The sequence below is a fragment of the Rhizorhabdus sp. P4_G5 genome, assembly GCF_056401065.1.
Window position 1 is genome coordinate 323,528 of the sequence record NZ_JBFUKB010000003.1, and the last position, 25,931, is coordinate 349,458.

At 66.0% G+C, this 25,931-nt stretch carries 29 protein-coding genes; 10 read left to right on the top strand and 19 right to left on the bottom strand.

Annotated features, from left to right (window positions below; all coding sequences use genetic code 11):
* Nucleotide 1 precedes the first annotated feature (1 nt).
* A complete protein-coding gene (xseA, locus tag AC1DQK_RS05860; RefSeq protein ID WP_477868362.1) occupies nucleotides 2-1,405 on the bottom strand; it encodes an exodeoxyribonuclease VII large subunit in 1,404 nt (467 codons plus the stop codon).
* Here xseA and purD point away from each other — a divergent pair.
* Together purD and AC1DQK_RS05870 are read left to right on the top strand one after the other, a co-directional pair.
* A complete protein-coding gene (gene purD, locus AC1DQK_RS05865) occupies nucleotides 1,404-2,684 on the top strand; it encodes a phosphoribosylamine--glycine ligase (RefSeq protein ID WP_477868364.1) in 1,281 nt (426 codons plus the stop codon). The two genes, xseA and purD, sit on opposite strands and share 2 nt — an antisense overlap.
* A 46-nt stretch (nucleotides 2,685-2,730) precedes the next feature.
* Nucleotides 2,731-3,216, top strand: coding sequence for a hypothetical protein (locus AC1DQK_RS05870; protein WP_477868366.1), 486 nt, complete (start codon nucleotides 2,731-2,733; stop codon nucleotides 3,214-3,216).
* A gap of 1,054 nt (nucleotides 3,217-4,270) precedes the next feature.
* Here AC1DQK_RS05870 and AC1DQK_RS05875 read toward each other — a convergent pair.
* The 3 genes from AC1DQK_RS05875 to thiE all read right to left on the bottom strand — a co-directional run bounded on the left by AC1DQK_RS05875 (nucleotide 4,271) and on the right by thiE (nucleotide 5,947).
* Nucleotides 4,271-4,783, bottom strand: a complete 513-nt coding sequence (locus AC1DQK_RS05875; protein ID WP_477868368.1) for an RES family NAD+ phosphorylase — start codon at nucleotides 4,781-4,783, stop codon at nucleotides 4,271-4,273.
* Nucleotides 4,780-5,172 carry an antitoxin Xre/MbcA/ParS toxin-binding domain-containing protein gene (locus AC1DQK_RS05880; protein WP_477868370.1) on the bottom strand — a complete coding sequence of 131 codons (393 nt, stop codon included), beginning with the start codon at nucleotides 5,170-5,172 and terminating at the stop codon, nucleotides 4,780-4,782. The genes AC1DQK_RS05875 and AC1DQK_RS05880 overlap by 4 nt, the downstream gene beginning before the upstream one ends.
* 70 nt (nucleotides 5,173-5,242) lie before the next feature.
* Nucleotides 5,243-5,947, bottom strand: coding sequence for a thiamine phosphate synthase (gene thiE / locus AC1DQK_RS05885; RefSeq protein ID WP_477868372.1), 705 nt, complete (start codon nucleotides 5,945-5,947; stop codon nucleotides 5,243-5,245).
* A gap of 37 nt (nucleotides 5,948-5,984) precedes the next feature.
* On the opposite strand from thiE, the gene AC1DQK_RS05890 reads away from it, so the two are divergent.
* Nucleotides 5,985-6,710, top strand: coding sequence for a DUF72 domain-containing protein (locus tag AC1DQK_RS05890; RefSeq protein ID WP_477868374.1), 726 nt, complete (start codon nucleotides 5,985-5,987; stop codon nucleotides 6,708-6,710).
* A 192-nt stretch (nucleotides 6,711-6,902) separates the two neighbouring features.
* On the opposite strand, the gene AC1DQK_RS05895 is transcribed toward AC1DQK_RS05890, so the two are convergent.
* From AC1DQK_RS05895 to tkt, 7 genes are all read right to left on the bottom strand, one after another.
* Nucleotides 6,903-7,799: a fructose bisphosphate aldolase gene (locus tag AC1DQK_RS05895; RefSeq protein WP_477868376.1), complete on the bottom strand. Its 897-nt coding sequence runs from the start codon at nucleotides 7,797-7,799 to the stop codon at nucleotides 6,903-6,905.
* Nucleotides 7,800-7,845: 46 nt separating this feature from the next.
* Complete coding sequence (locus AC1DQK_RS05900) at nucleotides 7,846-8,493, bottom strand: TIGR02466 family protein (protein WP_477868378.1); 648 nt, start codon at nucleotides 8,491-8,493, stop codon at nucleotides 7,846-7,848.
* Entirely contained in the window at nucleotides 8,493-9,146 is a 654-nt protein-coding gene (locus AC1DQK_RS05905) for a 2OG-Fe(II) oxygenase family protein (protein ID WP_477868380.1), read from the bottom strand. Before AC1DQK_RS05905 ends, AC1DQK_RS05900 begins: the two co-directional genes overlap by 1 nt.
* A gap of 5 nt (nucleotides 9,147-9,151) precedes the next feature.
* Nucleotides 9,152-10,345, bottom strand: a complete 1,194-nt coding sequence (locus AC1DQK_RS05910) for a phosphoglycerate kinase (protein WP_477868382.1) — start codon at nucleotides 10,343-10,345, stop codon at nucleotides 9,152-9,154.
* Nucleotides 10,318-10,830 carry an MOSC domain-containing protein gene (locus AC1DQK_RS05915; RefSeq protein WP_477868384.1) on the bottom strand — a complete coding sequence of 171 codons (513 nt, stop codon included), beginning with the start codon at nucleotides 10,828-10,830 and terminating at the stop codon, nucleotides 10,318-10,320. The genes AC1DQK_RS05910 and AC1DQK_RS05915 overlap by 28 nt, the downstream gene beginning before the upstream one ends.
* Before the next feature lie 116 nt (nucleotides 10,831-10,946).
* Entirely contained in the window at nucleotides 10,947-11,954 is a 1,008-nt protein-coding gene (gene gap / locus AC1DQK_RS05920; protein ID WP_477868386.1) for a type I glyceraldehyde-3-phosphate dehydrogenase, read from the bottom strand.
* 16 nt (nucleotides 11,955-11,970) lie between these two features.
* On the bottom strand, nucleotides 11,971-13,938 hold the full coding sequence (gene tkt / locus AC1DQK_RS05925; protein WP_477868388.1) for a transketolase: 1,968 nt from the start codon (nucleotides 13,936-13,938) through the stop codon (nucleotides 11,971-11,973).
* A gap of 184 nt (nucleotides 13,939-14,122) precedes the next feature.
* Here tkt and AC1DQK_RS05930 point away from each other — a divergent pair, with 184 nt between their 5' ends.
* The 6 genes from AC1DQK_RS05930 (at nucleotide 14,123) to AC1DQK_RS05955 (ending at nucleotide 19,239) form a co-directional block, all read left to right on the top strand.
* Nucleotides 14,123-14,344, top strand: a complete 222-nt coding sequence (locus tag AC1DQK_RS05930) for a hypothetical protein (protein WP_477868390.1) — start codon at nucleotides 14,123-14,125, stop codon at nucleotides 14,342-14,344.
* Nucleotides 14,344-14,676 carry a cell division protein ZapA gene (locus AC1DQK_RS05935; RefSeq protein WP_477868392.1) on the top strand — a complete coding sequence of 111 codons (333 nt, stop codon included), beginning with the start codon at nucleotides 14,344-14,346 and terminating at the stop codon, nucleotides 14,674-14,676. Before AC1DQK_RS05930 ends, AC1DQK_RS05935 begins: the two co-directional genes overlap by 1 nt.
* Nucleotides 14,677-14,947: 271 nt before the next feature.
* A complete protein-coding gene (locus AC1DQK_RS05940) occupies nucleotides 14,948-15,526 on the top strand; it encodes a 5-formyltetrahydrofolate cyclo-ligase (protein WP_477868393.1) in 579 nt (192 codons plus the stop codon).
* The gene (locus AC1DQK_RS05945) at nucleotides 15,523-15,735 is read left to right on the top strand and encodes a DUF2842 domain-containing protein (RefSeq protein WP_477868395.1); all 213 of its coding nucleotides are present in this window, start codon (nucleotides 15,523-15,525) and stop codon (nucleotides 15,733-15,735) included. Before AC1DQK_RS05940 ends, AC1DQK_RS05945 begins: the two co-directional genes overlap by 4 nt.
* 81 nt (nucleotides 15,736-15,816) lie before the next feature.
* Entirely contained in the window at nucleotides 15,817-16,848 is a 1,032-nt protein-coding gene (locus AC1DQK_RS05950) for a GGDEF domain-containing protein (RefSeq protein ID WP_477868397.1), read from the top strand.
* A gap of 327 nt (nucleotides 16,849-17,175) precedes the next feature.
* Nucleotides 17,176-19,239 (top strand): NAD(+) synthase, encoded by a 2,064-nt coding sequence (locus AC1DQK_RS05955; protein WP_477868399.1) that lies wholly within the window; start codon nucleotides 17,176-17,178, stop codon nucleotides 19,237-19,239.
* A gap of 2 nt (nucleotides 19,240-19,241) precedes the next feature.
* Here AC1DQK_RS05955 and AC1DQK_RS05960 read toward each other — a convergent pair whose 3' ends face one another.
* Nucleotides 19,242-19,610 (bottom strand): hypothetical protein, encoded by a 369-nt coding sequence (locus AC1DQK_RS05960; protein ID WP_477868401.1) that lies wholly within the window; start codon nucleotides 19,608-19,610, stop codon nucleotides 19,242-19,244.
* Between the two features lie 246 nt (nucleotides 19,611-19,856).
* On the opposite strand from AC1DQK_RS05960, the gene AC1DQK_RS05965 reads away from it, so the two are divergent.
* On the top strand, nucleotides 19,857-20,855 hold the full coding sequence (locus tag AC1DQK_RS05965) for an adenosine kinase (protein ID WP_477869248.1): 999 nt from the start codon (nucleotides 19,857-19,859) through the stop codon (nucleotides 20,853-20,855).
* A 132-nt stretch (nucleotides 20,856-20,987) separates the two neighbouring features.
* On the opposite strand, the gene AC1DQK_RS05970 is transcribed toward AC1DQK_RS05965, so the two are convergent.
* The 7 genes from AC1DQK_RS05970 to nusG form a co-directional block, all read right to left on the bottom strand.
* Nucleotides 20,988-22,511 carry an amino acid permease gene (locus tag AC1DQK_RS05970; RefSeq protein WP_477868403.1) on the bottom strand — a complete coding sequence of 508 codons (1,524 nt, stop codon included), beginning with the start codon at nucleotides 22,509-22,511 and terminating at the stop codon, nucleotides 20,988-20,990.
* A 105-nt stretch (nucleotides 22,512-22,616) separates the two neighbouring features.
* A complete protein-coding gene (locus AC1DQK_RS05975; RefSeq protein ID WP_477868405.1) occupies nucleotides 22,617-22,997 on the bottom strand; it encodes a histidine triad nucleotide-binding protein in 381 nt (126 codons plus the stop codon).
* Nucleotides 22,998-23,021: 24 nt separating this feature from the next.
* A complete protein-coding gene (locus AC1DQK_RS05980) occupies nucleotides 23,022-23,342 on the bottom strand; it encodes a phosphoribosyl-ATP diphosphatase (protein WP_477868407.1) in 321 nt (106 codons plus the stop codon).
* A 166-nt stretch (nucleotides 23,343-23,508) separates the two neighbouring features.
* Complete coding sequence (locus AC1DQK_RS05985; protein ID WP_477868409.1) at nucleotides 23,509-23,706, bottom strand: hypothetical protein; 198 nt, start codon at nucleotides 23,704-23,706, stop codon at nucleotides 23,509-23,511.
* A gap of 283 nt (nucleotides 23,707-23,989) precedes the next feature.
* Nucleotides 23,990-24,685 (bottom strand): 50S ribosomal protein L1, encoded by a 696-nt coding sequence (rplA, locus tag AC1DQK_RS05990; protein ID WP_340314456.1) that lies wholly within the window; start codon nucleotides 24,683-24,685, stop codon nucleotides 23,990-23,992.
* A gap of 4 nt (nucleotides 24,686-24,689) precedes the next feature.
* Complete coding sequence (rplK, locus tag AC1DQK_RS05995) at nucleotides 24,690-25,121, bottom strand: 50S ribosomal protein L11 (RefSeq protein ID WP_477868411.1); 432 nt, start codon at nucleotides 25,119-25,121, stop codon at nucleotides 24,690-24,692.
* A 241-nt stretch (nucleotides 25,122-25,362) separates the two neighbouring features.
* On the bottom strand, nucleotides 25,363-25,902 hold the full coding sequence (nusG, locus tag AC1DQK_RS06000) for a transcription termination/antitermination protein NusG (protein ID WP_477868413.1): 540 nt from the start codon (nucleotides 25,900-25,902) through the stop codon (nucleotides 25,363-25,365).
* Between the last annotated feature and the right edge of the window lie 29 nt (nucleotides 25,903-25,931).

Consider the following 25,931-nt stretch of genomic DNA (forward strand, 5'->3'; position numbering starts at 1 on the left):
CCTAGAGCATGATCGTTTGAGGTGGAAGCGCGTGGCGCTTCCGCCGAAAGCGTGAATCATGCTCTGTCAATGATTTGGACCTTGGTCGAATCAGCACGCCGCCGCCGCGTTTCTCGACGCGGACATAGCCGCGCTGGAGCGGCTTGTCGGGATGGAGCTGTTCGGCGATCCGCCACAGCCGGTCGAGCGTGGCATGGGCCTCGTCGATCCGGGCCCTGATCGGCCGGTCGTTGAGCCGCACCGCACCGAGCCTGTCGCTGGCGCGCGCGAGACGCTGGGTCAGCAGCGCAGGTCGCAACGCCCCGGCTGCATGGGCGAGGTCCCCGCGCGCCACGGCGAGGCGGCGGTCGAGCGCGCGGGGCAGCCGGTCGGCGATGTCGTCGAGCCGCTGCTGCTGCCCTGCGAACAGGCTTTCGAGCGCCGGAAAGCGATCGGCCACCGCCGCGAAACGCTCGGCGGCCCGCTCGCGATAGCGCTGTGCCAGCCGCTCGGCGCGCGCGCCCAGCTCGCGGACGTGGTGGGCCAGATCGGCGCGCACCGGCACCGCCATCTCGGCGGCGGCGGTGGGGGTCGGCGCGCGACGGTCGGCGGCGAAGTCGGCCAGCGTGGTGTCGGTCTCATGGCCGACCGCCGAGATGACCGGAATCGGCGATTCGGCGATCGCGCGGACCACTTCTTCCTCGTTGAACGCCCAGAGATCCTCGATCGAGCCGCCGCCTCGCCCGACGATCAGCAGGTCGGGGCGGGGAACCGGCCCGAGTTCGCCCAGCGCGCCGAAGCCGCGCACCGCGCAGGCGATCTGGTGCGCCGCGGTTTCGCCCTGGACCGCGACCGGCCAGAGGATGACATGGGTAGGGCAGCGGTCCTCGAGCCGGTGGAGAATGTCGCGGATCACCGCGCCGGTGGGGGATGTCACCACCCCGATCACGCGCGGCATGAAGGGCAGCGGCCGCTTGCGCTCGTCGCTGAACAGGCCCTCGGCGGCGAGCATTCGGCGGCGCTGGTCGAGCAGCGCCATCAGCGCGCCCTGGCCGGCAAGTTCCATCCGGTCGATGACGATCTGATATTTGGAGCGACCGGGATAGGTGGTGAGCTTGCCGGTCGCGATCACCTCGATCCCGTCCTCCGGGCGAAAGCGCATGGCCGCGGCCTGGCCCTTCCAGATCACCCCGTCGATGCAGGCGCGCTCATCCTTGAGGCTCAGATAGCAATGGCCCGAGCTGTGCCGCTTGAACCCCGAAATCTCCCCGCGCACGCGGACATGGCCGAAGGCATCCTCGACCTGCCGCTTGAGCGCTCCCGATAATTCGGTGACGGTGAGCGCGGGTGCGTTGTCGCCCGGCTGCTCCTCGGCTAACAGGCGGGGCCCGTCGCTTGGGGCATCTCCGGGGAGAAGTTCGTTCATGATCGTCCTGCTGTTGGGATCGGGTGGCCGCGAACATGCGCTGGCCTGGAAGCTCGCGCAATCCGAACGCCTTACCAAGCTCTACGCCGCACCCGGCAATCCCGGCATAGCCCAGTGCGCCGAATGCGTCGATCTCGATCCGACCCATATCGATTCGGTGCTGGCCTTTGCGCGCGACGAGAATGTCGGGCTGGTCGTGATCGGGCCGGAGGCACCGCTCGTCGCGGGGCTCGCGGATCTGCTGCGCGAGAATGGCATCCTCACCTTCGGGCCGAGCAAGGCCGCGGCCCAGCTCGAGGGCTCGAAGGGCTTCACCAAGGATCTCTGTCGGCGCGAGCATATCCCGACCGCGGCCTATGGCCGCTTCACCAGCGCCGGCTCGGCCAAGTCGGCGCTCGACAGCTTCGGCCTGCCGGTGGTGATCAAGGCCGACGGTCTTGCGGCGGGCAAGGGCGTGGTGATCGCCGAAAGCCGCTACCAGGCCGAGGAGGCGATCGACGACATGTTCGGTGGCAGCTTCGGGACCGCCGGCGCGGAGGTGGTGGTCGAGGAGTTCCTCACCGGCGAGGAGGCGAGCTTCTTCGCGCTGACCGATGGCACCACGGTGGTGCCGTTCGGTTCGGCGCAGGATCACAAGCGCGTCGGTGACGGCGATGTCGGGCCGAACACGGGCGGCATGGGCGCCTATAGCCCCGCGCCGGTGCTGACCCCCGAGCTCGAGGCACGGGCCATGCAGGAGATCGTCGAGCCCACCGTGCGCGCGATGGCGGCGATGGGAACACCCTATTCGGGCGTGCTCTATGCGGGCCTGATGCTGACCGAGAGCGGCCCGAAGCTGATCGAATATAATGCGCGTTTCGGCGATCCCGAATGCCAGGTGCTGATGCTCCGCCTCGAGGAGGACCTGATCACGCTGCTGCTCGCGATCGCGGAGGGGCGGCTGGCGGACCTGCCGCGCCCGAGCTTCTCGCCCAATACCGCGCTGACGGTGGTGATGGCGGCGAGCGGTTATCCGGGCACGCCGGCCAAGGGTGGCGCGATCCGCAACATCGTCGAGGCGGAGGCCAAGGGTGCCAAGGTCTTCCACGCCGGCACGGCCGAGGGACCGGCGGGGCTCGTCGCCAATGGCGGGCGGGTGCTCAATGTCACTGCGCTGGGCAAGGATATCGGCGAAGCACGCGATACGGCCTATGCCGCGGTCGATGCGCTCGATTTCCCGAGCGGATTCTGCCGGCGTGACATCGGCTGGCGTGAATTGGCACGGCAGCGGAACGCTTGAAGCATTCCCGCATTGGATAAGAAGATCAGAGTGAGAAGGACGGGGAATGTCTAACACCACCCTCATCATTGCCGCCATCATCGCGCTATTCGCGGTCGTCGGGCTGTTCGTGCTGGTGCGCAAGCCGACCCAGCGGGTGTCGCTGTCGGAAAGCGCGCCACTGCCCCGGACGCCGCCGCCCGCAGCGCCGGCCCGCCCGGCCGAGCGGCACGGCCTGACCGATAGTGCTGCCGCCGCGGTGCTCGACGTCTCGGGCCAGATGATCGGCATCGATGCCCATCCCGACCAGCCGGCCGACGACCTCACCCGGATCAAGGGGCTGGGGCCGAAGGCCCAGGCGGTGCTGAACGGCATCGGCATCCGCAACTATGCCCAGCTCGCCGATCTTGACCCCGCTCAGGCGGCCGAGGTCGACGCCCGGCTCGGCGCGTTCAAGGGCCGCATCTTCCGCGACCGCTGGATCGACCAGGCGCGCTATCTGGAAAATGACGACAAGGCGGGTTTCGAGGCCGAGTTCGGGAAGCTGGGGTAGGCGGTGGGCTTAAACCGGACTGACCGGAAGCGACCAATCCTCGTCATTTAGCACCGGATCGGATCGAACGGCCGCACCCGACCCATTTGCGGACAGTCGTTCTGTTGATAGTCTCCCTTATGGATGGCGGCTATCAGTCGAATAATTCACTGGGCGGTAAGTGGGGCTGTGGTTTGGCGACGTTAGTGGGTCTCCCACTAATCAGCCTTGCTATCGTCGTGAGCGCCCTCGGGGATTGCGCTCCAGACACGCCGTGTAATCACGATCTTGATTGGCTACTGATATTGACCGCGCTTGCCATCGCAGCCACGGTTGGTTTCGGTAGCCGCGCACTTATCAACTGGATAATCCGCCGCCGCTCTCACGGCAGCTAGCCACCCCTTCGCGGTCATCCCTGTCCAGAACGGATCTTGTGGCGGCTGCCGACCCCATCGCGGTCGTTCCGAAGTCGGGCGTGAACCCCTAAAGCCGTCATTCGTTCAATGCGCCCGTTGCAAGATGGCCCTTCCACGGATACCCGATGCAGCAATATAGATAAGTCAGGGCAACGATGCATCCTTGGTATAGCTTTGCGCGACAGTTCAGACTGCTGTTGTTGGGGGCAATCCTAATATGGATATTCCTCGGCCATCTCTATGTGGGCCTGCTCGGGAATGCGATTTTCGTCTTGGCAATTCCCCTAACTGGCTTGCTGGTGGTGCGACTAATGCGGTGCCAGAACTGCGGGGTCAGCCTCTTTTATGTGCGCGACACGGGCAATAATCAGGCGTTCCGGCTTAACAAATGGTTCGACGCTCATGTAAACCGTCGTCTTGAGCCTAGCCCGATTTGCGAGAACTGCGATAATCAGAATGGGTGGTGACGACCGGAACTGTACGTAGAGTTTTGAGCAGAGGTCCGGAAGAGGCGGAAGCTCCTGTCCTCGGCATTCTGAACCATGTCCGTTTCAGCGCTTCCGCGTTCCGAAGCGGACCGTCGCAAATCCACCCCTTCCGGACGTTCCCGTTCTATGGTTCGCCCTAGCGCGTCGGTGCCGTGTGCCCTCATTCCAGGTTCACGATGGCCGGGTCTTCGGCAGCTTCCCGGCAGGGTCAAACACCTCTACCCGGTGCGGCAGCGCAGGCCCCCAGCGCCACAGCACAAGGTTCTGGTCGTCCGCCGTCGCGCCGTTGGCGAAGCTCGGGACCAGGATGCCGGCGCAGCCATCCGCCAATAGCCGCCGTACCACGCCCCAGGATGCGGGATCTCGCCGCGCGATCAGCGCATCGCCCCACGCACAGCACAGGTCGCTCAGTGCAACGCCCAGCGCCGCCCGGTCCGCATCGGTCCTCAGATCGATGATGTCCGCGCAGTCGACGTCGTAGCTGCACAGCACATAGGGCGTCAGCCGGTGCGCGAAACCACCGGATACCTCGCGGAACACGGTGGTGAAGTTGAGCGAGAGATACAGCGTGTCCAATCCCGGCCAGTTGAACCGGCGGCCCTTGAGAGCGGCACCGGCACCCGACAGCGGGCTCCAGGCCCAGTTGGGATCATGCGCCCGGAAGCACTCGCCTTTGAACCTCAAGCGTATCCGCCGGTCGCCAGGTGATCGACATAGTCCCGCACCGCTGTCGCGTTGCCGGACTTCACCAGCGCTTCGGCGGTTCGGCCGCCGAACGCCGGGATGGGCTCGGCGCGATACCAGGCCATGGCCTGGGCCGCGCCACCGGCCCAGGCCTGGACGAGGTTGATGATCTCAAGCATTTCGCGGACCCGACCCTGGGCCTTGGGACCGTCGCGGCGGCTCGCTTTCTGGAACACTTCGCGGGCGAGGCCGGCGGTGTCGGCGAGTTGCGCCTTGGACATGCTGAAGGCTTCGGCCACGTCATCGACCTTCACCGCGCCGCGATCATCCATCAGGCTGGTGATCGAGAAACGCACGGCGGCGGTGGGCTTCTTGGCTGCTTGCGTCATCTGCCGCTCCTTTGGCCGATATTACGGACAATATGTAGGCGGATGGCTCTGGATGCAAGGCGCCGCAGCGTCACCCCATCCCCTTCAGCGCGGCGAATTTCTTCACGGCCGCGGCCGCGCCTTCCGGATCGTTCCACACCGCACCCGACACCGCCAGGAAATCCGCCCCTGCCGCGATCAGCGGCGCGGCGTTGCCGGGCGTGATGCCGCCGATGGCGACGCAGGGCAGCTCGAACAGCGTCGACCACCAGCCGAGGATCGAGAGCTCGGGCCGGTGCTCGGTTTCCTTGGTGGTCGTGGGGTAGAAGGCGCCGAAGGCGACATAGTCGGCGCCGGATTCGCCGGCCTCCATCGCGAGATGGCGGCTGTCATGGCAGGTGACGCCGATCTGCGCGTCGGGGCCCAGCACCTCGCGGGCTTCGCGCGGGTCGCCGTCATCCTGGCCGAGGTGGACGCCATCGGCGCCGAGCCGCTTGGCCAGGCCGATCGAATCGTTGACGATGAACGCCACCTCGCGCGAGGCGCAGACTGCCTGGAGCGGCCCGGCCAGTTCGGCGATGCGGTGGTCGTCGATGCCCTTGAGGCGCAGCTGGAACGCCGCGACCGGCCCCGCATCGAGCGTGGCCGCCAGCGTCTCGGCAAAGCCCATGTCGATCGCCGGCGGCGAGATCAGGTAGAGCTTGCACGCGCCGCGGCGCTCGTCGCGCTCGAAGCGGTCGGCGAAGTGGGGGTCGAGCGAGAGGGACTCGCTGTCGTCATCGAAATCATCGTTCATGCGAGCCCTCTAGCCCAATATCGGCGTTGACCGCCATATGATCCGGATCGGCTGCTCTGGCTGGAACTATCGCCACTGGCGGGGCCGCTTCTATCCCGAGGGTGTGCCGGCCAGGCGCTGGTACGCCCATTATGCCGCGCAGTTCGACACGGTCGAGATCAACAACAGCTTCTACCGGCTGCCAAAGCCCGAAACCTTCGCCGCCTGGGCCGACGCGGCGCCGCCGGGCTTCTGCTATGCGGTCAAGGCGCCGCGCTTCATCACCCATATGCGCAAGCTCAAGGATGCTGGCGAATCGGTGGCGCGGTTTCTCGATCATGCCCGCCATCTCGGCGCCACGCTGGGCCCGATCCTCTACCAGCTGCCGCCGCGCTGGCATGCAAATGCGGAGCGGCTCGCGGCGTTTCTCGTGCTGCTGCCGCGCGACCTGGCCCATGTTTTCGAGTTTCGCGACCGGAGTTGGATGAGCGAGGAGATATTGGCGCTGCTCGATGGCGCCGGTGCCGGCTTTTGCGTGCACGACATGGCCGGGCTGGCAACCGAGCGCTGGGCTTCGGGGCGGATCGCCTATGTCCGCTTCCACGGCGCCGGCGGCAAATATGCCGGGCGCTACGAACCGGCCGCCCTTGCCGACTGGGCGCGCTGGATGCGCGCGCAGGAGGCGGAGGGCCGGACGGTCTGGGGCTATTTCAACAACGACATCGACGCCCATGCGATCGCCGATGCGCTGGCGATGAAGGCCCTGATCGGTCCCTCCCCCTGAGGTGCCGAGGTTCGTATGAAGAGATCATTTGAAAACAGGACTTACCCCAAGCCCGTCATTCCAGCGAAAGCTGGAATCTCTCTGCGCTGACCTGTTGAGCAAAGTGCCAAGAGAGATCCCAGCTTTCGCTGAGATGACGAACAAGAGGAAAATATGTGAGGCCGTAGCCCGTGAGAGGCGGGCCTAGAGAAATCAGCCGACCTTCTTCGTCGATGCCGTGTAGATCTCGCCGATCGCGCCGCCCAGCGAGGCGTCGAACTCGGCCGGGGTCATCTGGTGGCGAAGATCCTCGAGCAGGGCGCGGCTGAAGCTGGCGATGATGCCGCGATTCTTGGCGAGCTCGGCGCAGGCTTCGGGGCGCGCATAGCCACCCGACAGCGCGACCACGCGCAGCACGCGGGGATGGTCCACCAGCGGATCGAACAGGCCGGGCTTCGCCGGCAGCGACAGCTTCAGCATCACCTTGTCGTCGCCCGGCAGCGCATCGAGCGCCTTGAGCAGCTCCTCCAGCAGGATCTGGTCGGCCTCGGCACGCTCGGGGCTCTTGATGTTCTGCTCGGGCTCCAGCATCGGCATCAGCCCGGCGGCGAGCACCTGCCGGCCGATTTCGAACTGCTGCTTGACGATCGCGGCGATGCCCTCGCGGTTGGCGAGGTTGATCACCGAGCGCTCCTTGGTGCCGAACACGCCGAGCTTCTTCGAACGGCTGAGCAGCGCGTCGAGCTCGGGCATCGGTTTCATCAGCTGGACGCCGTTCTTCTCGTCCTCGAGACCCTTGTCGATCTTGATGAAGGGCACCACGCCGCGCTCGATCAGCGCCTGCGGCACCGGCTTGCCATCGGCCTGGCCGTCCATCGTCCGCTCGAACAGGATCGCGCCGATCACCTTGTCGCCGGTAAAGGCGGGCGAGGTGATGATGCGGGTGCGCATCTGGTGGATCAGGCCGTACATTTCCTCTTCGCTCGACCAGGCGCCTTCCTCGATTCCATAGCCCTTGAGCGCCTTCGGCGTGGAACCGCCGCTCTGGTCGAGCGCGGCGATGAAGCCGTTTCCGTCGGCGATCTTCTTGGTCATGTCCTGGTTGAGCATGTGGGATATTCTCCAATTGGGGTGGGCTTGAAAGTTATGGGCCAGCTCAGGCCGGTCGGCGAAAGGCAGTCAGGTTGATGGCGATCGAGACACGCTCGCGGCCGCCGAGATAGGGCTTCACGCCATGGCGCAGCCAGCCGGGAAACATCAGCAGCCGGCCCGAGGCCGGGCGGAACAGCTGCTCCGGCTCGGCGATCGTCGAATCCGGGCGCGGGCGAAAGCGCAGGTCGGGGCCTTCCATCAGCAGCATCGGCATGCGCGGATCCTCGATGATCAATTCACCGCCCAGCCGCCGGTCGCTCGATCCGGCATAGCCGTCGTCGACATAATAGACCGCGGACCAAAAGGCGCCCGCATGGCAGTGGAACTGGTTGGAGGCGCCGCGCGGCGAGATATTGGCCCACATCTCGGGAAGCCAGGCGAAGCGCGGCGCATCGGGCGAGACGATGTCGATGCTGTGCTCGTCGGCGACGCCGACGACATGCTCGACAAGCGCGCGGGCCGCCGCGCCGCCCCAGTCGAGCATGTCGATATCGCTATGCCAGCCGAGCTGATTCGAGCGGGTGACGCCGGCGGGATGGCTGGCGCGGCGGGCGCGGATCGCCGAGAGCAACCCGGCATTCAGCGCCGCAGCGTCGGGCAGCGAATCGACGATGACCGGCGTCTCGAACAGGGCTTCGATCACCGGGCCCATCAGGCGACCAATCCGGTCACAAGGTTGATCGCGATCGATATCCGCGTGCCGGGCCCCTCGAACGGGCGCACGCTATGCGACAGCCAGGAGGGAAAGATCACGATCCGCCCCTCGGCGGGCCGCATCCAGACCTCGTGATGATCGCCGCTGCCGTCGGGACGTCGGTAGCGCAGGTCGGGCGTGCGCATCCGCACCATCGGAAAGCGCGGGTCGAGGAAGACGAGCTGGCCGCCGAGCGCGGGATCGTCGGACCCTCCATAGCCGTCGTCGACATAATAGACCGCCGACCAATAGGCGCCCGGATGGCTGTGGGTCTGGTTCGACGCGCCCCGCTCGGAGACGTTGGCCCACATCTCGGCTGACCAGGCGAAGCGGCGCGCGGGGCCGGTCTGCCCCTTGTCGAAGGTGATCCCGTCGGCGCGGCGGGTGACATAGTCGCTCAGCGCACGGGCCGCATCGCCGCCCCAGCGGGTCATATCGTTGCCAGACTGCCACCCCAATATGTTCGACAGCGATACGCCAGGATCGCTGGCGCGGCGCTCGACGATGGCGGCGCGCAGCGCCTGGTTGAAGCGGGCGGCCTCCGGCCATGACTCGGCGATCACCGGCGTCGCGAACAGCCCGACGGCTCGCGATGTCGAGGCCGCCGGCATCTGTTTCAGGCCTCCAGCGCCTTGACCCCTGGCAGCTCGCGGCCCTCCATCCATTCCAGGAAGGCGCCGCCCGCGGTCGAGACGAAGCTGAAGTCGGCGGCGGCGGCGGCATGGTTGAGCGCCGCGACGGTATCGCCTCCGCCCGCGACCGAGACCAGCGAACCGCCCTTGGTGAGCGCCGCGGCGGTCCGCGCGAGCGCGACGGTGGCGGTGTCGAAGGGCGGTATCTCGAACGCGCCCATCGGACCGTTCCAGACCAGCGTCTTGCAGGTCTTCAGCGCATCGCCAAGTGCCTCGACCGCGGCCGGCCCGACATCGAGGATCATCTCGTCGGCGGCGACATCGTGGACGTTGACGGTGCGGGTTGGCGGATTGGCCTTGAACTCCTTCGCCACCACCACGTCATAGGGTAGGTGGACGGTGCAGTCGGCCTTGTCGGCGGCGTCGAGGATCTCGAGCACGGTATCCTTCAGATCATGCTCGCACAGCGACTTGCCGACATCGACGCCGCGCGCGGCGAGGAAGGTGTTGGCCATGCCGCCGCCGATGATCAGGTGATCGACGCGCGCGACGAGATGCTTGAGCACGTCGAGCTTGGTCGACACCTTGGCGCCGCCGACCACCGCTGCGACCGGGTGCTCGGGCTTGCCGAGTGCCTTTTCGAGCGCCTCCAGCTCGGCCTGCATCGAACGGCCGGCATAAGCGGGCAGCAGATGGGCGAGGGCCTCGGTCGAGACATGGGCGCGGTGCGCCGCCGAGAAGGCGTCGTTCACATAGAGGTCGCCGAGCTTCGCCATCGCCGTGGCGAGTGCGGGGTCATTCTTCTCCTCGCCCTTGTGGAACCGGGTGTTCTCGAGCAGCGCGATGGTGCCGGGTTCGAGCTGCGCGACCGCCGCCTCGGCCTGTTCGCCGCAGCAGTCGCCGATGAAGCGCACGTCGCGGCCGAGCACGGCGCGGAAGGCGTTGGTGACGAGCGCAAGGCTCATATCCGGATTGCGCTCGCCCTTCGGCCGGCCGAAATGCGCGAGCACCAGCACGATCGCGCCCTTGTCCGCGAGTTCCGCCACGGTCGGTGCCGCCGAGCGGAGCCGGGTGTCGTCGGTGACCCGGCCATCCTCCATCGGCACGTTCAGATCCTCGCGGACCAGCACGCGCTTGCCGCGCACATCGCCTATGTCGTCGAGCGTCCTGAAAGCCATGTTACCGTCCCATCATCTGTTTGTTCGGTCGCATCGAAGCACGAAACCAAGTCGCCGAGCGCGATATCGCCGCCCTCGATCACCCGCGCCGTCCGGCCTCCGCGCCAGTCCGGCATCAGCGCCAGCAACAGGCCGTCCGCCACCGCATCCATCCGCCGGCACGGATCACATTCGCCGGTGATTTCCACCAGCACCTTCCCCACCTTCAGGCGCGTGCCGGGTTCGCGCGGCAGGATGATGCCCTCGATCAGAAGATTGGCGCGCCGCTGTTCCCACGACACCGGCTCGCCCAGTTCCGCCAGCGCCGCCATCCAGTCCTCGGCGGCCATGATCGTGATCTGCCGCCGGTTGATCTTGCCGGGCCGCATCGCGCCGCGATAGTCGCCGGCTATGCCGGTCTCGATCCCGACCATGGCATGATCGAGCGTCTCCATCTCCCCGCGCGGACGCCCCTTGCGAGCGATACCGATCAGGCGGCCCGGCATCAGCGCGCGGCGCTCGTCGCGCCGGCAGAGGCCGGCGCCTCGCGAGGCGAGGATGTGTCCTTGCCTCCTGAGACCCCGGCCTCCGCCGGGGTGACGATCAGACCGGCGCGCTTCACTTACAGCAATTTGGCCATCGCGCCGGCGGTGTCGACCATGCGGTTCGAGAAGCCCCATTCATTGTCATACCAGCTCAGCACGCGGACCAGCTTGCCGTCGATCACCGCTGTCTCCAGGCTGTCGATCGTCGACGAATGCGCGTCATGGTTGAAGTCGATCGAGACCAATGGCTCGTCGGTATAGCCGAGCACACCCTTGAGCGGGCCGTCCGCCGCCGCCTTGAGCAGCGCGTTGACCTCTTCCCTGCTGGTGTCGCGCTTCGGCGTGAAGGTCAGGTCGACGACCGATACGTTCGGGGTCGGCACGCGGATCGCCGAGCCATCGAGCTTGCCCTTGAGCTCGGGCAGCACCTCGCCGACGGCGCGCGCGGCGCCGGTGGTGGTCGGTATCATCGACATCGCGGCGGCGCGGGCGCGGCGCGGATCCTCGTGGATCTGGTCGAGGATCTTCTGGTCGTTGGTGTAGGCGTGGATCGTGGTCATCAGCCCACGCTCGATGCCGATCGCATCGTTCAGCACCTTGGCGAAAGGCGCGAGGCAGTTGGTGGTGCAGGAGGCGTTCGAGACGATGATGTGATCTGCGGTCAGCTTGTCCTGATTGACGCCGAACACAACGGTCAGGTCGACCTCCTTGCCGGGCGCCGAGATCAGAACGCGCTTGGCGCCTGCATCGATATGCGCCTGGCCGCCCTTACGATTGGTGAAGAAGCCGGTGCACTCTAGCGCGATGTCGACGCCCTGCGCCGCGTGCGGCAGCTTGGCCGGGTCGCGCTCGGCGGTCACGTGGATGCGCTTGCCGTTGATGATCAGGTCATTGCCATCGACTTCGACCGAGCCGCTGAAGGCGCCATGGACCGAATCGCGCTTGAACAGCAGGGCGTTCGCTTTTGCGTCGGCGAGATCGTTGATCGAGACCAGCTCGAGATCATGATCCGTCCGTTCGAGGATGGCGCGCGCGACATTGCGCCCAATGCGCCCGAACCCGTTGATCGCAACCTTAACCGCCATGCCGAAATACTCCTTCTTAGTGTGCGAGCGCCCCGAGGATCTGCGGGGCGAGCTTGTCGGCCGTCAGGCCGAAATGATCGTAGAGTGCCTTCACCGGCGCGGACGCACCGAAGCTGTCGAGGCCGAAGCGCAGGCCCTTGCGGCCGACATAGCGCTCCCATCCGATGGTTGTTCCAGCCTCGATCGAGACCAGCAGCACGCCATCGGGCAGGATCTCGTCGCGGTAGCTTTCGGGCTGCGCGTCGAAGCGCTCCCAGCTCGGCATCGAGACGACATCGACGCCATGGCCGGCTTCCTCGATCTTCTTCGCGGTGGCGAGCGCGATCTCGACCTCCGAGCCGCTGGCGATCAGCACCGCCTTGCGCGGGGCCTCGGCCGCCTTGAGGCGATAGGCGCCCTTGGCCGAGAAATTCTGGCTGATGTCGGTGCGGAGCTGCGGCAGCCCCTCGCGCGACAGGGCGAGCAGCGACGGGCCATCGGCCTTTTCGAGGCTCAACGCCCAGCATTCGGCGGTTTCGATCACGTCGCAGGGCCGATAGACATCGAGGTTCGGCATCACCCGCAGGCTCATCAGATGCTCGATCGGCTGGTGGGTCGGGCCGTCCTCGCCGAGGCCGATCGAATCATGGGTCATCACATAGACGACGCGCTGCTGCTGGAGCGCCGACAGCCGGATCGCGCCGCGGCAATAATCGGAGAAGACCAGGAAGGTGCCGCCATAAGGGATGACGCCGCCATGCAGCGCCATGCCGTTCATGGCACAGGCCATGCCGAATTCGCGGATGCCGTAATAGACATAGCGGCCGGCATAGTCGCCGGCGGTCAGCGGCGCCTGATCCTTGGTCTTGGTGTTGTTCGATCCGGTCAGGTCGGCCGAGCCGCCGATCGTCTCGGACAGCTGCTGGTTGATCGGCGCCAGCACCATCTCGGACGCCTTGCGGGTCGCCACCTTCTGCGGGTTGGCGATCAGGTCCTGGAGATAGGGCTGGAGCGAGAAATTCTCCGGCAGCTTGCCGGCCATGCGGCGCTCGAATTCGGCGCGGTTGTTCGAGGCGACGAGCCGGGCTTCCCAGCCGCTGCGCGCCGCCGCGCCGCGATGGCCGGCTTCGAGCCAGGCGGCCTTGATATCCTCCGGGATGACGAAGGGCTCGGCGGTCCAGCCGAGCTCAGCGCGCGTCGCGGCGACTTCGTCGGTGCCGAGCGCTGCGCCGTGGGTCGCCGAGGTGCCCTGCTTGTTGGGTGCGCCATAGCCAATGATCGTCGTGCAGCGGACGATCGATGGGCGCGGATCGAACTTCGCGGCCTCGAGCGCGGCGTTGATGCTGTCCGGATCATGGCCGTCGCAGCTGACGGTATGCCAGCCGGTCGCGGCATAGCGGGCGAGAACGTCTTCCGACGAGCTGAGCGAGACCGCGCCGTCGATGGTGATTCGGTTGTCGTCCCACAACACGATCATCCGGCCGAGCTGCAGATGCCCGGCGAGTCCGATCGCCTCATGGTTGATGCCTTCCATCAGGCAGCCGTCGCCGGCCAGCACCCAGGTGCGGTGATCGACAAGCTCGTCGCCGAACACGGCGTTCAGGTGCCGCTCGGCGATCGCCATGCCGACCGCTGTGGCCAGGCCCGAGCCGAGCGGACCCGTGGTCGCCTCGACGCCAGCCAGCTCGAAATTCTCGGGGTGGCCGGCGCACGGGCTGTGCAACTGGCGGAAATTGGCGATATCCTCGATGGTCGGGCGCGCATAACCTGTGAGGTGAAGCAGCGAGTAGATCAGCATCGAGCCATGGCCGGCCGACAGCACGAAGCGATCGCGGTCGGCCCATTTGGGTTGCGACGGATCGAACTTCAGGTGCTTGGTGAACAACTCGGTGGCGACGTCGGCCATGCCCATCGGCATGCCGGGATGCCCCGAGTTCGCAGCCTGCACGGCATCCATCGACAGCGCGCGAATGGCATTGGCGAGCTGCTTCGATGCAATCGTCATGGAATAACCTTCTGCAGACCGGCGGGATCGGCGAACAGGCGGATTTGCTGCTCGCGCGGACCCTTTGTCGTGCTGAGGCGCTATCGTCAACTCCAGGGTCGGTTTCAGCAAAGCATCCGTGCGAGCTGGCCGATCGCAACGCTGCGCTTGCGGGCCGTAACGAGGCTGCTATTCCTTTGAATCCATGACCGACCGTCGTCTCATATTGGCCCTTGGCCGCCTCGAACGCGCACTTGCCCGCATTGAGGCGGGAATCGAGGCGGGTCCGCAATCGCTCTCGTCAGCGCCGCCCTTCGGGCATGACGAAAGCGAGGCGCTGTTCCGCCTTGCCGAGCGCCACCGTACGCTGCGCGAGGCTACCGAATCGGCGATCGAGCGGATCGACCGGCTGCTGGGAGCGAACTGATGGCCGATGTCGAGGTTGCTGTCGCCGGGCGCCGCTACAAGCTGAGCTGCCGCGACGGCGAGGAGGATCATCTTCGCGCGCTCGTCCGGATGGTCGATCTCAAGGCCGAGGAGATCACCGGCACGCTCGGTGAGATGACCGAAACCAGGACGCTGCTGCTTTCCGCCTTGCTGATCGCCGACGAACTCAACGACCTGCGCGGCGCGGCGGCGGTCGCGCGCAACGAGTCGCCGGCCGATGTCGAACCCGATCCCGCCTATGCTGTGGCGATCGAGCGCATCGCCGAGCGGGTCGAACGGCTGGCGTCGCAGTTCGAGCGGCCGAGGGAGTAGATTGCCAGTCGCCCCTCGTTTCACGAGGGAAGCTCCCCTGTCGTCACCATCCTCTTGAGCTCAGCCGCCCCGCGCCCTACATATGGCCATGGCGGGTACTGCCCGGCACGAGCTGCGCGAACATCCCTGAGGCGATTCAATTCCTATGGGGGCTGTCTCTGTCCGGACCCTGGTCCGATGCATATGGCTCCCACCTGATGCTTTCGGCGTCAGAGGATATTCCAGAAACGACCATGGCGGTCCCGCCACCCCATGAAGCGAGCCGGCCCCGATGATTGAGCCATCCAAGCCGGCGCTGCGCGCCGGGCTGCGCGCCGCCCGCGACGGATTCGTGCTGGATCTCGCGGAGGGGCAGCGTGCGCGGCTCGAGGCGCGCGCCGCGGCGAATCTGATGCCGCTCATCACGGGCGCGAAATGCGTCGCCTTCTATCATGGGCTGGGCAGCGAGCTCGGCTGCGGCCCCGCGATCGCCGCGGCGGCGATCCAGGGCGTCAGCATCGCACTGCCGCATGTGGCAGGCCGCGCCCAGCCCATGCGCTTTCTCGCATGGGCACCAGGCGATCCGCTCGAGCCCGGCTGGCGCGGACTGCAGCAGCCGCTTGGCGATGCGCCCGAGCTTGTCCCGGACATCATCGTCACCCCGCTGCTGGGTTTCGACTCGACCCTGGCGCGACTCGGCCAGGGCGCCGGCTTTTACGATCGCGTCTTTGCCGAACGGCCGGGGGGGGCGAAGATCGGTTTCGGCTGGTCGGTACAGCGCGTTCCGGTCATAGCGTGCGATCCTTGGGATGTGCGGCTCGATGCCGTCGTCACGGAAGCGGGCATGATCGGGAAAAGCGAGCAGCAATGACACAACCCAGCTGGCGCAAGCCGTTCGGCATCTTTTTGATCTTGCTCATCATATTTGTGTGGGCCGTGATCGTGGCGAGCGCTTCGCCCTGGATCGGGCAGCAGCATATGCTCGTGCAGGCGGCGATCTACATCGTCGCGGGCATCATATGGATATTGCCGCTCAAGCCGCTGCTGGCATGGATGGAAACCGGCCGCTGGCGACCCTGACTGCGTAGAAACACGTGGTCGCATTAACCGGATGTATCGAATCTCGCGCTATCTCCCTGCACTGAGATTAGGGGTGTGACGGTGCGCGAAGAAAGAATAGCCGCGAAATCAGCAGAGCGTGACGAATGGCGCAGGCTGTACGACATGATCGGCAAGCTGCTGTTCGATCACGGACTCGAGCCATCCCCGGCTAATTTCGACCTGTGCCACCGCTATCTGTCGGGCCGCGACGGCGAGCTCACCGCGATGGTCGATCGCGCCATCGCCAAGGACGGCAATCTCAGCGAAGCCGTGACTGCGGCAATCTCGGCCAAGCTCGACTCGGGGCTGTCGACCGACGAACTGTCGCGCATCGCCGTCGACGCGCAGGGCTATCTGGAGCAGATGTCCGCCATTCTCGCCCGCTCGGGCGACGATGCCCGCGACTATGGCGTCGCCCTCGAGAATGAGGCGGCGGGGCTCGTGAAGAGCAAGTCCCCGGTCGTGTCGGTAGAGACATTGGTCGAACTGACCCGCTCGATGATCGACAAGGCGCAGGCCGCCGAAGAGGATCTGCGCCGCACCGAGATGCAGATGAGCGCGATGCGCAAGGACCTGGCCGTCGCACACCACAAGGCCAACAGCGATCCGCTTACCGGCCTGCCGAATCGTCGTGCGCTCGACAATCACCTGCGCACCGCCTTCGAAAATGCCCGCCGCGCCGATTCGCCGCTGGCGCTGGCGATCTGCGACATCGATCATTTCAAGATCTTCAACGACACCCATGGCCACCAGATCGGCGACGAGGTGATCAAGTTCGTGGGATCGTCGCTCGGCCGCTCGGCCAATGGCGACATCTTCGTCGCGCGCTATGGCGGCGAGGAGTTCGTGATGGTGTTCGAGCGCGGTGCCGCCGCTCAGTCGATGGGGATCCTCGACAAGGTCCGCGCCGCGATTGCCGCGCGCGAACTCAAGGTCACCCACACCGGCCAGTCGCTGGGGCGGCTGAGCTTCTCCGGCGGTGTCGCGACGCTCGATGCCAAGGATTCGCCGGGTTCGCTGCTGAAGCGCGCCGACGCCGCGCTGTACAAGGCCAAGCAGGACGGCCGCAACCGGATCAACGCAGCGGAGTAATTGGCTCAGGCCAAGGCCCTCTCCTTGTCATGCTGAACTTGTTTCAGCATCCACCTCGCCGCTCGGGGATGGTCAGCTGGACATGGGCGATTCCAATCCGTGCTGATAGATGCGGGCCATCGGGTTCGACATCACGCCGACATGATTGCGGCCGCTCGCAAGCCTATAAACGCCTGGTCGACGGGTCGACTACGCCCCCATGGCATCCCTGCGTCTCGGGGTGGATGCTGAAACAAGTTCAGCATGACGCGGTTTATCCGTATGCGATTAGCCCAATCGCCCTTCATCCTTTACTGGGCGGAACGACAGCAGTTTGCGAGAGCCTCAATGCCCGGTGCCGTTCCCTTCCGTTCGATACATGGCCATGGCCTGGTGCGCCTTGGTGCCGGCACGCCCCTGGCGAGCGCGGGCGATGTCGCGGCCAATGCCGCCGGGATCGTCGCGCTGGCGCGGCAGGCCGATGGCGAAGGGGTCGACCTGCTCGTCCTGCCGGAGCTCGCCTTGTCGTCCTACGCGATCGACGATCTCCATCTCCAGGATGCGCTGCTCGACCGGGTCGAGGCCGAACTTGCCGGGATCGTTGCTGCCAGTGCCGACCTGGCGCCAGTGCTGCTGGTCGGCGCCCCGATCCGGCGCAATGGCCGGCTGTATAACTGCGCGGTGGTCGTCTCGCGCGGGCAAATCCTGGGGGTGGTGCCCAAGAGCTTCCTGCCGAATTACCGCGAATATTATGAGAAGCGCTGGTTTGCGCCGGGCTATGGGCTGCGCGGCCTCGACATCGCCCTGTGCGGCCAGGCCGCGCCGTTCGGCCCGGACCTGATCTTTGCCGCCGACGATCTCGCCGACTTCATCTTCCATGTCGAGATCTGCGAGGATTATTGGGCGCCGCTGCCGCCGTCCACGCTCGGCGCGATGGCCGGGGCGCTGATCCTGTGCAACCTGTCGGCATCGAACATCATCATAGGCAAGGCCCGCGACCGGGCGGTGCTCGCCGCGTCGCAATCGATGCGCGCCATCGCCGCTTATTGCTATTCGGCCAGTGGGCCGGGCGAGAGCACCACCGACCTTGCCTGGGACGGCCAGGCGATGATCCACGAACTCGGCGTGATGATGGCGGAGTCGAGCCGCTTCGGGGACGATCCGGAGCTGATCATGGCCGATGTCGACGTCTCCCGCCTGCGCCTCGAGCGGCTGCGGATGGGGACGTTCAACGACTGCGCCGCCGCCAGCGGCCACCCGGAGAAGGCTTTCCGGCGCATTGCCTTCGCCCACAAGCCCAGCTTCGCCGATGTCGGCCTCAAGCGGCAGGTGGCGCGCTTTCCGTTCGTGCCGGCCGATCCGCTGCAGCTCGATGCCGACTGCTACGAGGCATTCAACATCCAGGTCGAAGGCCTGGCCAAGCGCTTCACCTCAACCTCGGGCCGCACGATGGTGATTGGCGTCTCGGGCGGGCTCGACTCGACCCATGCGCTGATCGTCGCCGCCAAGGCGTGCGATCGCCTCGGCCTGCCGCGCAAGGCGATCCTCGGCTATACCATGCCCGGCTTCGCGACGGGCGACGCCACCAAGTCCAACGCCTGGGCGCTGATGCGGGCGCTCGGCATCACCGCGGCCGAGATCGACATCCGTCCCGCCGCCCGGCAGATGCTGGCCGACATGGACCATCCCTTCGCCAAGGGCGAACCGGTCTACGACATCGCGTTCGAGAATGTTCAGGCCGGCTTGAGGACCGATTATCTGTTCCGCCTCGCCAACCAGCATGGCGGCTTCGTGATCGGCACCGGCGACCTGAGCGAGCTGGCGCTCGGCTGGTGCACCTATGGCGTCGGCGACCAGATGAGCCATTATGGCGTCAATTCCGGCGTTCCCAAGACCCTGATCCAATATCTGATCCGCTGGTGCGTGCGCACCGGCCAGTTCGACGCTGCGACCGATGCGATCCTGACATCGATCCTGGGCACCGAGATTTCACCCGAACTTGTCCCCGCCGATGCCAGCGGCGCGATCCAGAGCACCGAGTCCAAGGTCGGGCCCTATGAGCTGAACGACTTCTTCCTCCACCATGTCATCCGGCTCGGGCTCAAGCCGTCGAAGATCGCCTTCCTCGCCTGGCATGCCTGGAAGGACGCCGATGCGGGGCTGTGGCCGGCGGGCTTCCCGGACGAATTGCGCAACAGCTACGATCTCGCGACGATCCGCCGCTGGCTCGAGAATTTCCTGTTCCGCTTCTTCACGATCAGCCAGTTCAAGCGCTCGGCGATGCCCAACGGCCCCAAGGTGTCGGGTGGCGGCGCGCTGTCCCCCCGCGGCGACTGGCGCGCGCCTTCGGACGGTAATGCCAAGCTCTGGCTCGACGAGTTGGCGGCGGCGCTCGACGGCGTCGAGGACTGACCTCAGCGCGCCTCTTTCCTTCGTACCAGCGCCGCGATGCACGACGCGCGGTCGATGTCCTCGCCGGTCGGCAGGCGCGCGTCGACATGGGTGACCAGCGGTTCGCGGCCCGGGCCCGGCGGGTAGAGATAGGCGTCGAGCACGCAGACGCCGCTGGCATATTGGAGCTTGCGGGCGGGCTCCTCGCGGACATCCTGGTTGGGCGTGCCGAACAGCGCGATCAGTGCACGGGCGTCCTGGCCCAGCACCCGGTCCAGTCCGGCTTCGACCCGCACCGGCGGGGGCGGCGCGACCACCAGCGGCGGCTGGGTGGGGCCGCAGCCGGCGAGGATCGCGAGCGGCGCGAGCGGGGTCAGGCGCAGGATATTCATGCTGTCCCGAGAGCATCATCCTCGGCGTGATGCAAGCCGGCGTCGTCGAGCGGCTTTGCGGCCACGGCGGATTTCGCTACGCCTGCTATGACCAAATCGATCCGCTCATCCTGAGGAGCCACTGAGCCTGGCGAAGTGGCGTCTCGAAGGATCGTCCTTCGATGCGGTCTTCGCCAAGCTCAGCCCTTACTCAGGATGTGCGGAAGAGTGACCGAATCCAATAGCCGGGCACCCGAAGGGGTGGCGATGGCTTCCCTCCGCTATGATGTCCTCGCGATCGGCAATGCGCTGGTCGACGTGCTTACCCATAAGGATGATGCGTTCGTCGCGGCGCAGGGGCTCGATCGCGGGATGATGCAGCCGATCGCGCCCGATCGCGCGGTGTTGCTGCACCAGGCGATGGGCGACTGCCAGGAAGTGTGCGGCGGTTCGGCGGCCAACACGATGGCGGCGCTGGCGCGGCTCGGCCTGCGGCTCGCCTTTGTCGGGCAGGTCGGCGACGACCGGCTGGGGCGGATGTTCGCCGGCGACATGGCGGCGAGCGGCATCGACTTCCCGCTGCCGCCTATCGCGGCCCCGACCGGGCGCTGCCTGATCATCGTCGGCCCTGACGGCCATCGCACGATGAACACGGCGATCGGCGCGTCCGAATATCTGCCCGCCGCCGCCTTCGATGCGGCAATCGCGGCGGAAGCGGCGATCCTCTATGTCGAAGGCTATATGTGGCGCACCGCGGAGCCGCGCGCGGCATCGCGTGCTGCGCTGGCAGTTGCCCGCGCGCATGGCCGTCGCACCGCCTTCACGCTCTCCTCGGAGTTTTGCGTGCGACAGCATCATGATGAGTTCGTCGGGCTGCTCGACGAGGGGCTGGTCGACATGCTGTTCGCCAACGAGGGCGAACTTGCCGCCTTGAGCGGGCTGGCCGATGTCGAGGCCGCCGTCGCCTGGGCGGCGGAGCGGGTGCCGCTGCTGATCGCGACCCGCGGCGCCGATGGGGCGATCGGCATCGAGAAGGGACAGCGCACCGAAATAGCGGCGGAGCCGTGCGGGCCGATCGTGGATACGACCGGTGCGGGCGATCTGTTCGCGGCCGGCGTTCTGGCCGGGCTGGCGCAGGGCCGCGATTTGGCTGTCGCCTTGCGGATGGGATCGATCGCGGCGGGCCGGATCATCGGCATTATCGGCCCTCGCCTGCCCGAGGGCGAGGATCTTGGCGCCCTGATCGAAGCGCGGCTGGGCGGTTAGCGCCGAACATATTTCCGTCATGCTGAACTTGTTTCAGCATCCACCGTGCAACAGGAGAACGGCCCCCAGCGGGAGAGTGGATCCTGAAACAAGTTCAGGATGACGGTGCGCCCAAGCAGTCGATTTGCGCCGTCAGCTGATCGGCGGCACTGGCATCGGCGGCACGTCCTCGTCCATCTCGTGGGTCTCGACGATGCCGCGGCCGAGGTTGCTCTTGCGGTAGCCGTAGAGGAAATAAACCACCAGGCCGATCGCCGCCCAGCTGAAGAACAGCGTGATCGTGTAGGTCGACAGGCTGGAAAATAGATAGATGCAGCCGAAGACCGAGATCGGCGCGACGATCGCCACCGCCGGGGTACGGAACGGACGATTACGGCTCGGATCGGTCCAGCGCAGCACGAGCACGGCGATCGACACCGCGGCGAAGGCGAACAGCGTGCCGGAGTTGGAGATGTCGGCGAGCGCGCCGACCGGGAAGAGCGCCGCGAAGATGGCGACAAACACCCCGGTCATCATCGTCACGACATGTGGCGTGTGAAAGCGGGGATGGACCTTCGAAAACACGGCCGGCAGCAGGCCGTCGCGGCTCATCACGAAGAAGATGCGGGTCTGGCCGAACATCATCATCAGGATGACCGACGGCAGCGCGAGGCCGGCGGCGAGGCCGAGCAGGTTGCCGATCTGCGGCCAGCCGATCTCGCGCAGCGTCCAGGCCAGCGCCTCCTTCGAGCAGACAACCTTGGCGTCGCCGATCGCCGAGCAGGCGGCGGTCAGTTCGGCCGAGCCGGTCGGCAAGGCGGTGCCCGCGGCGTTCAGCATCGGCTGCGCGCCGACGCCGCCGATCACACCGGCCGCGACCAGCATGTAGAAGATGGTGCAGATGCCCAGCGAGCCGATCAGGCCGATCGGCATGTTGCGCTGTGGGTTCTTGGTTTCCTCGGCTGCGGTCGAGACGGCATCGAAGCCGACATAGGCGAAGAAGATCGAGGCCGCCGCCGCGGAAATGCCGCCGAAGCCGGTCGGCGAGAAGGGGTGGAAATTCTCCATGTTCATCACCGGCAGGGCAAGGATCACGAACAGTGACAGCGCTGCGATCTTGATGCCGACGAGCACCGCGTTGACCGTGGCGCTCTCCTTGGTACCGAGCACCAGCAACCAGGTGACCAGGCCGGCGATGATCGCGGCGGGGAGGTTGATGATGCCTCCGTCGATCGGGCCCAGCACCAGCGTCTTGGGCAGGACTATGCCCGTCAGGTTCTGGAACAGGCCGACGACATAGCCCGACCATCCGACAGACACGGCTCCCGCGGCGATCGCATATTCGAGGACCAGCGCCCAGCCGACCATCCAGGCGACCAGCTCGCCCATCACGGCATAGCTATAGGTGTAGGCCGAGCCCGAAACCGGCACCATCGCCGCCATCTCGGCATAGCAGAGCGCGGCGACCGCGCAGACGAAGCCGGCGATGATGAAGGCGAGGATCATGCCCGGGCCCGCCTTCTGGGCGGCCTCGGCGGTGAGGACGAAAATACCGGTACCGATGATGCCGCCGATGCCCAGCATGGTCAGCTGGAAGGGGCCGAGGGATCGATGCAGCGACTTTCGGGCTGCGGTGGCGAGAATGGCGTCGAGTGGCTTTACGCGCCCAAATATCATGCGGAGTTCCCTCGTCGGGCCGGGCTGTTCGCGCGCGGCCGGTCATGGGAAGAGGAGCCTAACCGGTAATTCCGAGCGCGCAATAGGATTGCGCGGATGTGACGGTTACGATCTCGGCAGCATTTCGTAGAACTGGCGGCCGCCGAAAACATGGACATGGAGATGCGGCACCTCCTGGTGGCCATGGCCGCCGGTGTTGGCCAGCAGGCGATAGCCGGGCTCGGCCAGCCCCGCCGCGCGGGCGACATGGCCGACCGCCCGGATGAAGCCGGTGATCTCGGCGTCGCTGCCCTTCGCGGTGAAATCGTCCCACGAGACGTAGCGGCCCTTGGGAATGACCAGGAGATGGACCGGCGCCTGCGGTCTGGCATCGTGGAAGGCGAGCGCGAACTCATCCTCATAGACGGTCTTCGACGGCAGCTCGCCACGTAGGATGCGGGCGAAGACGTTGCTGTCGTCATAGGGCAGGGTGGCGTCGATCGGCATGTTTGTTTCCCTTGATGACGCGGATCAGGATGAGGTCCGCCCGGCTTTCTCGGTCAATCCGGAAACCCCCTCGCGCCGGTCGAGTTCGGCGAGCACGTCGCCAAGCGGCACGCCTGCGGCAGCGAGCAGCACGGTAAGGTGGAAAAGCAGGTCGGCGGCCTCGCTGGCAACCGCCTTCGGATCGCCGGCCATCGCGGCGATGACCGTTTCTACGGCCTCTTCGCCGAGCTTCTGGGCAATCTTGGGCATGCCCCGCGCGAACAGCGAGGCGACGTAGGACGTTGATGGGTCGGCGCCCCGCCGCGCATTGATCGTCGATTCGAGCTGTTCGAGGGTGGTCGTCATAGCTGCCGCTTCAAGCGCGCCCGCACGATCAGGTCAACGCAGAAAGAACGCGGCCCCCGCCCGCCCTCCACCGATCGCATCGGTGAGGGGTGGGCGGGGGCCGGATACGCATCGCAACGCTACAGGGGAAAGGATAAATCTCTAAGCAAACCGAACAGAAGCAAAACTACGGGTCCCGACGTTTCTGGCTGGCGATGCGGCCGACGAACACGCCGGCGATCGCGATCAGGAACATGCCCAGCGCGCTCGGCTGCGGCACGTTGCGCAGCCATGCCGATACAAGGCCGAGCTGCGCCCAGGCGGGAGAGGCAACCGCGAGGGCAGCAATCAACGCAATTACCCCCCGTAATGCGGCACTTACCATCGGATCGCCTCCCCCCGCCTTCGCCCCCGGCGAGCTGGAAAATCGGGTACGCCGAATAGTAAGCGAGAATCGTGCCAGATCCAGGAATCGGCGGATTTCCGGCTTTTGTGCACATTATCGGTCATGATCATTCCTGATCTGTGTAAGGAATCCCGACGCTTGTCGGGTCCGGCCTCGGGACGTGGTGCGCGGCAAACAAAAACCGCGGCGACTCCCGGCAAGGGCGTCGTCGCGGTTCCGTAGTTCGATGATCCGTCACCCCGCCTGGCGGCGGGGCGCAGGATCAGGCGCCGAGGTCGGCGGTGTCGATCTTGACGCCCGGGCCCATGGTCGAGCTGACCGCGGCCTTCTGGAGGTACTTGCCCTTGGCGCCGGTCGGCTTGGCCTTGACGATCGCATCGACGAACGCGTCGAAATTGGCGCGCAGGTCTTCCGCCGGGAAGCTCGCCTTGCCGATTCCCGAATGGATGATGCCGGCCTTTTCGACGCGGAACTCGACCTGCCCACCCTTGGCAGCCTTGACGGCTTCGCCGACGTTCATCGTGACGGTGCCCAGCTTGGGGTTCGGCATCAGGCCCTTCGGGCCCAGGATCTTGCCGAGCCGGCCGACCAGACCCATCATGTCCGGGGTCGCGATGCAGCGGTCGAAGTCGACCGTGCCGCCCTGGATCGTCTCGAGCAGGTCTTCGGCGCCGACGACTTCGGCACCCGCTGCCAGGGCTTCTTCAGCCTTGGCGCCGCGCGCGAACACGCCGACGCGGACGTCCTTGCCGGTGCCCTTGGGCAGCGTCACCACGCCGCGGACCATCTGGTCGGCGTGACGCGGATCGACGCCCAGGTTGAGCGCGACCTCGATGGTCTCGTCGAACTTGGAGGTGGCGTTGGTCTTGGCGAGCTTGATCGCCGCATCGACGTCGTAAAGCTTGTCGCGGTCGACCGAAGCGGCCTGGTTCTTCTGCTTCTTGCTGAGCTTGGCCATGTTATCAGCCCTCCACCACTTCGAGGCCCATTGCGCGGGCGCTGCCTTCGATGATGCGGGTCGCCGCGTCGATATCGTTGGCGTTGAGATCCTTCATCTTCGCTTCGGCGATCGCGGTGAGCTGCGAACGCTTGATCTTGGCGGCGACGATCTTGCCCGGCTCCTTCGAGCCCGACTTCAGGCCGGCGGCCTTCTTGATCAGGAAGCTGGCGGGTGGCGTCTTGGTGATGAAGCTGAAGCTGCGGTCGGCATAGACGGTGATGACGGTCGGCAGCGGCGTGCCGACTTCCTGGTCACCGGTCTGCGCGTTGAACGCCTTGCAGAACTCCATGATGTTGACGCCGCGCTGGCCCAGCGCGGGACCGATCGGCGGCGATGGGTTCGCCTTTCCAGCGGGCACCTGGAGCTTGATATAGCCCGTGATCTTCTTTGCCATGTTCACTCACTCTGTAGTTGGTCGGATCGCAGGCGATCCTCCCGGTTCAAGTTTAGCGGTCCATGCGGAGATCGAAATCTCCTCCCGCAGCTTGTGCCTGGAAGGCACTATCCGGTTTGAGCCGGAATCTCCAAATTCGTCATGCTGAACTTGTTTCAGCATCCACCCATCAACCGGGAACGCTCTCCCGTGGCTCGGTGGATCCTGAAACAAGTTCAGGATGACGGCCTTGATCAGGCCGTCACTTAACCCGTTCGACCTGCTCGAACTCGAGCTCGACCGGGGTCGCGCGGCCGAAGATCGAGACCGACACCTTGACGCGGCTGCGATCGAAATCGAGCTCCTCGACGATGCCGTTGAAGCTCGCGAACGGGCCGTCGAGCACCTTGACCTGATCGCCGATCTCGTAATCGACCTTGAGCTTGGCCTTGGGGGCGGCCGCGGCGGCCTCCTCCTTGGTGTTCAGGATGCGTGCGGCCTCGGCTTCGCTGATCGGCTGGGGCTTGCCCATCGAGCCGAGGAAGCCGGTCACCTTCGGCGTGTTCTTCACCAGGTGATAGACGTCGTCGTTCATGCTGAGCTTGGCCAGCACATAGCCGGGAAAGAATTTCCGGTCCGACGTGATCTTCTTGCCGCGGCGAACCTCGGTGATCTTCTCGGTTGGAACTTCGACCGATTCTACCAGCTGCTCGAGCCCCATGCGCGCAGCATCGGCCAGGATCGATTCCTTGACCTTGTTCTCGAAGCCCGAATAGGCGTGAATGATGTACCAGCGCGACATGAACGCCAACGTCTCCGTATTCGGAGCGA